Source organism: Streptomyces sp. NPDC059534 (assembly GCF_042743475.1).
In the GTDB taxonomy this organism is placed as follows: Bacteria; Actinomycetota; Actinomycetes; order Streptomycetales; family Streptomycetaceae; genus Streptomyces.
This window is the reverse complement of record NZ_JBHWAQ010000089.1, coordinates 1-7,187: the sequence shown is the minus strand read 5'-3', so window position 1 is coordinate 7,187 and position 7,187 is coordinate 1. Positions and strand designations below refer to the sequence as shown.

The following is a 7,187-nucleotide window of genomic DNA, read 5'->3' as shown; positions in this document are numbered from 1 at the left end:
GCCACCTTCGCTGCCCGCGACACCGCCTGGTGGGGGCAGGGAACCGCATGTGCGTCGGACTCGAAGAAATTCGGGTCCTGGTCCAGCAACTTCATGACCGAGTACCACGCCCGCCACTATGGCGGCAACGGAGTGATGATCTACCGGCAGTGCGACCTGAAAGTCGCACATTTCGAGCAAATGTCTGGGAAGGAGATACCGACATTTTCGACCTGTGACCAACTGGTCGATTCCCCAGCCAGCGTGCGGAGTAAGTAATTCCTCGGTGCGAAGCCTGGCCAGCAGACCGAAGGCCGAGACGACCACTGAATCGGCACGGGTCAGGGGAAAGCCCGGACGGATGAACACAAGTGAACCCTTGATGAGGACTCGTAAAGATCACCCGCCTCAGTGGAAGCAGTCGAGGCGGTCCAGGAGCTACCGGGTGAGAACCCAGCGTGACTCTGAGCTGGCTGTCAAGGCCGGAGTAGGTCACCGCGGCTTCCGGGTCAAAGAGGGCATCCAACCCGGGCGCATCTCGTGTGTGCGGAACAGGGAAACCCCGTAGAGGTCCCTCTGGGTAGGCCGGAGGCAACGAAGGCTCAACTCCTCTGCGGGTAAAGGATGGTCCGAGAAGCGAACGCCGCCAAGCCGAAAGGCAAGGGGAAAGGCCGGATATAGGGGCTCCACCCTCCGGCTATAACCCGGCGGATACCGGGCTGATGCCCGGGTCCGAAAGGACGCCCAAGCGGACCAGGTGGGTCTTTGAAGAGACGACGATGCACCGAGTAAACGGCAGCGCACGTTAGACAGGGAGGGCGAGTGGACCAGAACACCGGGCAGCTGTCCTTCTGGAACGAAACTGCCGACGATGCGGAAGCCTGGCACCAGATCGACTGGGGCCGGGTCGACCGCGATGTAACGAGGCTGCGCCAGAGGATCTTCAAGGCCGCTCAAGCTGGCGACATGAAGAAGGTCCGCAACCTCCAGAAGCTCATGATGCGGTCGGCCGCGAACACGCTCCTGAGCGTGCGCCGGGTAACCCAGGTGAGCCGGGGGCGAAAGACCGCCGGCGTGGACGGGGAGACGGCACTCGGCCCGAAGGAGCGGGGCCGGCTGGCCCGCATGCTTCTGCGGAACGGGGCCGCCCGCCCACGTCCGGTGAAGCGAGTACAGATTCCGAAGGCGAATGGGAAGACGCGCCCTCTCGGCATCCCGGTCATCCGGGACCGGGTCCACCAGGCCAGGGTGAAGAACGCCCTGGAACTGAATGGGAGGCGCGATTCGAGGCGCGAAGCTACGGCTTCCGCCCCGGCCGGGGATGTCACGACGCACTGGCGGCCATCTTCCAGGTGGTGGGCAAGCCCGCCAGCCACCGGAGGTGGGTGCTGGACGCCGACTTGTCGGCGGCGTTCGACCGGATCGACCACACGCACCTGATGCGGTCACTCGCAGGCTTCCCCGCCAGGGATGCCGTCGAGGGCTGGCTGAAGGCCGGAGTAATGGACAGGGGAACCTTCGCGCCGACGGTGGAAGGCACTCCGCAAGGAGGGGTGATCAGCCCGCTCCTGCTGAACATTGCTCTGCACGGAATGGAGGAAGCAGCCGGGGTCTCCTGGAGAAGACACGGGAACTCCCGGGTCCTCAAGGAAGGGTCCCCGGCCCTTGTGCGGTACGCGGACGACTTCGTGGTCATCTGCCACACGGAGAAGGACGCACACGAGGCGTACCGGCGGCTGAAGGAATGGTTCACGCCCAGGGGGTTGGCCTTCAACGAGGAGAAGACCTCGCTCCGCCACCTCACTGACGGCTTCGACTTCCTCGGGTGCACCGTCCGGACGTACGCCAACGGGTACACGCTCGTGACGCCGAGCAAGGACGCGGTGAGGAAGGCCAAGGGGCGTATCCGGGACGTTGTCCGGTCGAACCGGGGGAAGCCTGCGGACCGGCTGGTCCCAGAGCTCAACTCGTTTCTCCGGGGATGGACCGCGTACTACCGCCCCTGGAGCTCGAAGAGGGCCTTCAAGGAAGTCGATCGGATCGTGTTCGGCCAGCTCTGGCAGTGGGCGAGCAGACAGCATCGGCGGAAGGGAAGGCAGTGGATCGCGGCCCGGTACTGGGACAAGCGGATTCCCGGGAGTGACAACCGCTGGATCTTCGGTGAGGGTTCGGCGTACGTCAAGCCCGCCGCGATGACCAGGATCGTCCGTCACGTGCCGGTCCTTGGAACCCATTCCAAGGACGATCCGGCGCTGACGGACTACTGGACCGAGCGCGCGGCCAGGCGGACCAAACTGGGGCTGGAGAACAGGTTCATCCAGACCCTCGCAGTCCGTCAGCGCGGCCGATGCGCCCGGTGCGGTCTCGACCTCGTCGAAGGAGCTGAGTTCGAGCCGGACAACATCCACGACTGGGTGTCCTGGTTCGACTCGGTCCGCCGGACGCTGAACGTGCACCACGTCGTGCACCGACAGCACGGCGGCGGCAACGAGCTGAAGAACCTCATCCTCCTGCACTCGCAGTGCCACCAGCAGCATCACGCGACAGAAGCACTCGATGCGAAGCGGTCCCAGCGACCTGCTTGAGCCGCGGTGCGGTGAAAGCCGCTCGCCCGGTTCTGAGGGGGCCGGGGTCCCAGCAATGGGCCCCGGCTACCCGACCGTCGAGCGGAAGAACGTCTGCATCTACTCCCAGCTCAAGAGCTGTTCGTCGTCCGAGGTCGCGGCGATGATCGAGGGCCTGCTGCGGCACTGCACGGACGCCGAGATCGAGTCGAACTATGTGGATACGCACGGTGCGAGCGTGGTCGGGTTCGCCTTCACTGAGCTGCTGAACTTCCGCCTGCTGCCCCGGCTGAAGAACATCGACAGTATCCGCCTGTACCGCCCGGACGACACACCGCCCGGCTGGCCCGCCCTCGGCAGCTCGTTGACGCGGCCGATCCGCTGGGACCTGATCATCCAGCAGTACGACCAGATAGTGAAGTACGCCACCGCGCTCCGGCTGGGGACGGCGGAGGCGGAGCAGGTGCTGCGGCGCTTCACGCGCGGTGGCCCCAAGCACCCCACCTACGCCGCGCTCGAAGAACTCAGCCGCGCGGTCCGTACGGTCTTCGCCTGCGACTACCTGGCCGGCCCCGGCCTGCGCCGCGAGATCCACGGCGGCCTCCAGGCCGTGGAGAACTGGAACAGCGCGAACACCGCGCTCCACTACGGCAAGGACGGCGCCCTGACCGGCCCGGACAAAGAGCACGCCGAAACCTCAATGCTCGCCCTGCACCTGCTCCAGTCGAGTCTTGTCCACATCAACACCCTGCTGGTGCGGCAGGTCCTCGCCGAACCGGCCTGGGCGAAGAAGCTCACCGACGAGGACCGGCGTGGGCTGACCGCCTTGTTCTGGTCGAACATCAACCCGTACGGAACGTTCCGCCTCGACATGGACAAGCGGCTCGACCTGGCGCCGCTGGCCGTTCCCCGCCCCCGGCAGGCCGCAGACGGCGCGGCACAGGACGCGCGATCTACCCGGTGAGTACCGGAAGCGTCCGCTACGGTACGAACTGCTGTCAGTGGACCGTGGGCCCGGCTCGATAACCCGGAACTTGTCGGCCCGTGACCGGACGCTCATCCGAAGGTGCCCCGCGCCGGAGCCATCTCTCGTTCTTTCCTCGGCCGACGCCTTGGCGCGCGGTCAGTCACGGGATCGACACGGCATAGGAGTGGGGTGCTACGGACGCTGTCAGGGCTGCCCTGTGCGGGCTTCTGCAGCATGTGACACTGCTTCGCGGACCGGATTGGGTCCTTCGGCGAGTTCCAGGACGAGTCCCGTGGTGGTGGGGGTGTCGAGCAGGGCGACGAGGACTTGGGCGACATCGTCCCGGGTGACCTCTCCGATGCTCCGCTCGGCGGTGAGGCGGACGCTGCCGGTGCCCGGCTCATTCGTGAGGGCCGCCGGCCGCAAAACGGTCCAGTCGAGGTCCTGCGCCATGAGGTGCTCGTCCGCAGCGGTCTTGGCATGCACGTAGGCCGCCCAGACGTCGTCGGCGTGGGCCGGGGGCGGACTGCCCGCGCCACGGGTGGAGACCATCACATACCGCCGGACCCCGGCCCGCAGAGCAGCGTCGGCTAGCAGGACAGCAGCCTGATGGTCCACGGTGTGCTTACGGGCCGCTCCGCTGCCGGGGCCGGCTCCTGCGGCGAAGACCACGGCATCCGCCCCGGATACAACCCGGGCAACCTCGTCGGACGATGTCTTTTCGAGGTCGCAGACGGTGGGCTCTATGCCGTCTGCTTGCAGAGCACTGCTGTGGGCCGGGTTGCGGACGATTCCGATGACGCTGTCGCCCCGTGCCGCGAGCAGCTGGCCCAGACGCCGGGCGATCTGGCCGTTGCCGCCGGCAATCACGATTTTCATGAAGCTCTCCTCGGATGGAAATAACGATGCGGTCTCTCCGGCTGCTGTCGCGGCCAGCTGAGTGCTGCGGGGGCCGCTCAGACCCCAGGGGGTAGTGCCCCGTGAGGATCGTGTCAGGCCGCCCCTTCAGAAGGCGATGCGGATCTTGAGGGCCGTGCGGTTGTCCATCGCGCGGTAGCCCTCGGGCACGCCATCCAGGCCGACGGTGCGGTCGAAGACCAGGCCGGGGTCGATCGCACCGGACAGCACGTCCGGGAGCAGCTCGGGGATGTACGCACGGGCGGGAGCGACGCCGCCAGCCAGCGTGACGTTCCGGCCGAACATCTGGGAGATGTCGACACCGGCGCTGCCGCCGTGCGGTACGCCGACGTAGCCGACCGCGCCGCCGTCCCGGGCGATGGAGATCGCGGTGTGCATCGACTCCTCGGTGCCGACGGCCTCCAGCACGGCGTCCGCTCCCTGACCGCCGGTCAGCTCCTTGACCGCCTCGATCGCGGCCTCGCCGCGCTCGGCGACCACGTCGGTGGCACCGAAGCTGCGGGCGATCGCGGTGCGCTGCTCGTGCCGGCCCAGCGCGATGATCCGGCTGGCGCCGAGGCGCTGCGCGGCCAGCACACCGCACAAGCCGACCGCACCATCGCCGACCACGGCGACGGTCGAGCCCGGTCGGACCCTGGCGGCGATGGCGGCGTGGTGACCGGTGCTCATCACATCGGAGAGGGCAAGCAGGCCGGGCAGCAGCTTCTCCTCGCCAGCCGTCTCCTTCGGCAGCTTGACCAGGGTGCCGTCGGCGAACGGGACTCGGACGGCCTCGCCCTGGCCGCCGTCGGAGCCGACCTCGCCCCAGAAGCCGCCCTGTGGGCAGGAGGTATGTAGGCCCTCGCGGCAATAGTCGCAGGTGCCGTCCGACCAGACGAACGGGGCAACCACGAAGTCGCCCGGGCGTACGTCCCGCACCTCGGAGCCGACCGCCTCGACGATGCCGAGGAACTCGTGCCCGATCCGCTGACCTGCTGTACGGGAGGCCACACCGCGGTACGCCCACAGATCGCTGCCGCAGATGCAGGCGTTGACCACCCGCACTACGGCGTCGGTCGGCTTCCGGACCACTGGGTCGGGCACCTCTTCGATCCGGATGTCGTTGGGGCCGTAGATCATGGTGGCACGCACGAAACACTCCTGGCGCTGTTTGGGGCATGGGATGAGGAAGCCAGGGTCACCGCACACATGTTCCCGCGTCCAGCTACATCCTCTACAGCACACCCTTAAGATGAACTAATGCTCGATGTCCGACGACTCATTCTCCTGCGCGATCTGGTTGCCCACGGCACGGTGACCGCCGTGGCTGAACTCCATGGCGTTACGACCTCCGCCGTCTCGCAGCAGCTGCGATTACTCGAGGAGGAGACCCACACCCGTCTGCTGGAACGCACCGGCCGATCCGTCCGCCTCACCGCCGCCGGGCACCAGCTGGCCGAAGACACCGAGCATGTCCTCACGGCTCTCGAACGAGCCCGGAACCGCCTGCTCCCCGATACCGGGGAGCCAGCTGGTCCCCTCCATTTCGCCTGCTTCCCCAGCGCTCTCGCACCGGTAGCCGCCCCCCTCAGCAAAACCCTGGAAGGCGCCCACGAGAACCTGCGGCTGCACATCACCGAAGCCGAACCCGAAACCGGCGTACGGCTGCTGATCCAGCGCCGCGCCGACATCGCGCTGCTCTACCGCTACACAAACCTCGCCACACCCCCACACCCCGGCGTCGAGACCCACGCTCTATGGACCGATCCACTGGTCGCGATCCTGCGAAACGACCACCCCGCGGCCGACCCCGAGCGATCTCCAATCGACCTACGGGAACTCGCAGGCGCCCCGTGGATCACCGCCCCGCCGCAAACAGCCTGCGGAGACGCCGTTCTCCAAGCCTGCCGGTCAGCTGGCTTCACACCTCAGGTGCGCCATACCTTCACCGACTTCTCCGCCATGATCGCCCTCGCCGCAAGCAGCGGCCACACGGTCCTTATCCCACACATCGCCGCAGCTCACCTCCCGCCGACACTGACAGCACGACCGGTGACGGACAACACGCTCACCCGCACGATCGAGACCGCCGTCCGCCACGGCACAGCACACGAACCCACGATCGCCGCATGCCTCACCGCACTTCGCACTCTCAGCAACAGCGCGGCATACACAGCGGAGAACAGCGCCTTCCAGGGAAGTCAGTGAAGTGTCGGAAACCGTTGGCAGGCTCAAGCGATCAGCGCATCACCGCTGTTCAGGAGGTCAGCGTAGACCTCTGCCGGGGTGCGGTAGCCGTGGGTCTTGCGTGGGCGATGGTTGAGTTCGTGGGCGATGGCGTCCAGGTCGGCCTGGCTGAACGTGCGGAGGTCGGCGCCCTTGGGGAGGTACTGCCGAAGCAGCCGGTTGGTGTTCTCGTTGGTGCCGCGCTGCCACGGGCTGCGCGGTTTGCAGAGGTAGATCGGCATCCCGGTCTCGGCGGTGATGGCCTGGTGCCCGGCCATCTCCCGGCCCCGGTCCCAGGTGAGCGTCCGCCGCAGCGGGGTCGGGATACCGAGGAGACTCCTGGTGAGGTGCGGGGCGACCTGCTCGGCCTTGATGCCGTCGGGCAGCGCGACGATGGCCGTGTAGCGGCTGGTGCGCTCGACCAGCGTGGCGACGGCCGAGGGCCGGGTGCCCATCACGAGTCGGGTAGCGGGGACGCATTGCTGCGTCCCCGCCCCCTCAGAACCGTGCAAGCAGCTTTCACCGCACACGGCTCAAGCAAGCCCCAAGGGCTC

Annotated in this window: 7 protein-coding genes and 1 pseudogene; 5 read left to right on the top strand and 3 right to left on the bottom strand. The window is 67.2% G+C overall.

The window, feature by feature from the left end; all coding sequences use genetic code 11:
• The 4 genes and pseudogenes from ACFVZH_RS39530 to ACFVZH_RS39515 form a co-directional block, all read left to right on the top strand.
• Positions 1-162, top strand: a pseudogene (locus tag ACFVZH_RS39530) (Tn3 family transposase); the annotation flags it as partial.
• 639 nt (positions 163-801) lie between these two features.
• Positions 802-1,419 (top strand): reverse transcriptase N-terminal domain-containing protein, encoded by a 618-nt coding sequence (locus tag ACFVZH_RS39525; RefSeq protein ID WP_384905382.1) that lies wholly within the window; start codon positions 802-804, stop codon positions 1,417-1,419.
• Positions 1,314-2,564, top strand: coding sequence for a group II intron reverse transcriptase (locus tag ACFVZH_RS39520; RefSeq protein WP_384905384.1), 1,251 nt, complete (start codon positions 1,314-1,316; stop codon positions 2,562-2,564). The genes ACFVZH_RS39525 and ACFVZH_RS39520 overlap by 106 nt, the downstream gene beginning before the upstream one ends.
• A 55-nt stretch (positions 2,565-2,619) precedes the next feature.
• Positions 2,620-3,507 carry a Tn3 family transposase gene (locus ACFVZH_RS39515; protein ID WP_384905380.1) on the top strand — a complete coding sequence of 296 codons (888 nt, stop codon included), beginning with the start codon at positions 2,620-2,622 and terminating at the stop codon, positions 3,505-3,507.
• Positions 3,508-3,714: 207 nt separating this feature from the next.
• Here the strand turns inward: ACFVZH_RS39515 and ACFVZH_RS39510 are convergent, their stop codons facing one another.
• The gene (locus tag ACFVZH_RS39510) at positions 3,715-4,389 is read right to left on the bottom strand and encodes an NAD(P)H-binding protein (protein ID WP_384905378.1); all 675 of its coding nucleotides are present in this window, start codon (positions 4,387-4,389) and stop codon (positions 3,715-3,717) included.
• 126 nt (positions 4,390-4,515) lie between these two features.
• Positions 4,516-5,559: a zinc-dependent alcohol dehydrogenase family protein gene (locus ACFVZH_RS39505; protein WP_384905376.1), complete on the bottom strand. Its 1,044-nt coding sequence runs from the start codon at positions 5,557-5,559 to the stop codon at positions 4,516-4,518.
• 108 nt (positions 5,560-5,667) lie between these two features.
• On the opposite strand from ACFVZH_RS39505, the gene ACFVZH_RS39500 reads away from it, so the two are divergent.
• The gene (locus ACFVZH_RS39500; protein WP_384905374.1) at positions 5,668-6,615 is read left to right on the top strand and encodes a LysR family transcriptional regulator; all 948 of its coding nucleotides are present in this window, start codon (positions 5,668-5,670) and stop codon (positions 6,613-6,615) included.
• A 23-nt stretch (positions 6,616-6,638) separates the two neighbouring features.
• Here ACFVZH_RS39500 and ACFVZH_RS39495 read toward each other — a convergent pair whose 3' ends face one another.
• On the bottom strand, positions 6,639-7,088 hold the full coding sequence (locus ACFVZH_RS39495) for an IS30 family transposase (protein WP_384905372.1): 450 nt from the start codon (positions 7,086-7,088) through the stop codon (positions 6,639-6,641).
• Between the last annotated feature and the right edge of the window lie 99 nt (positions 7,089-7,187).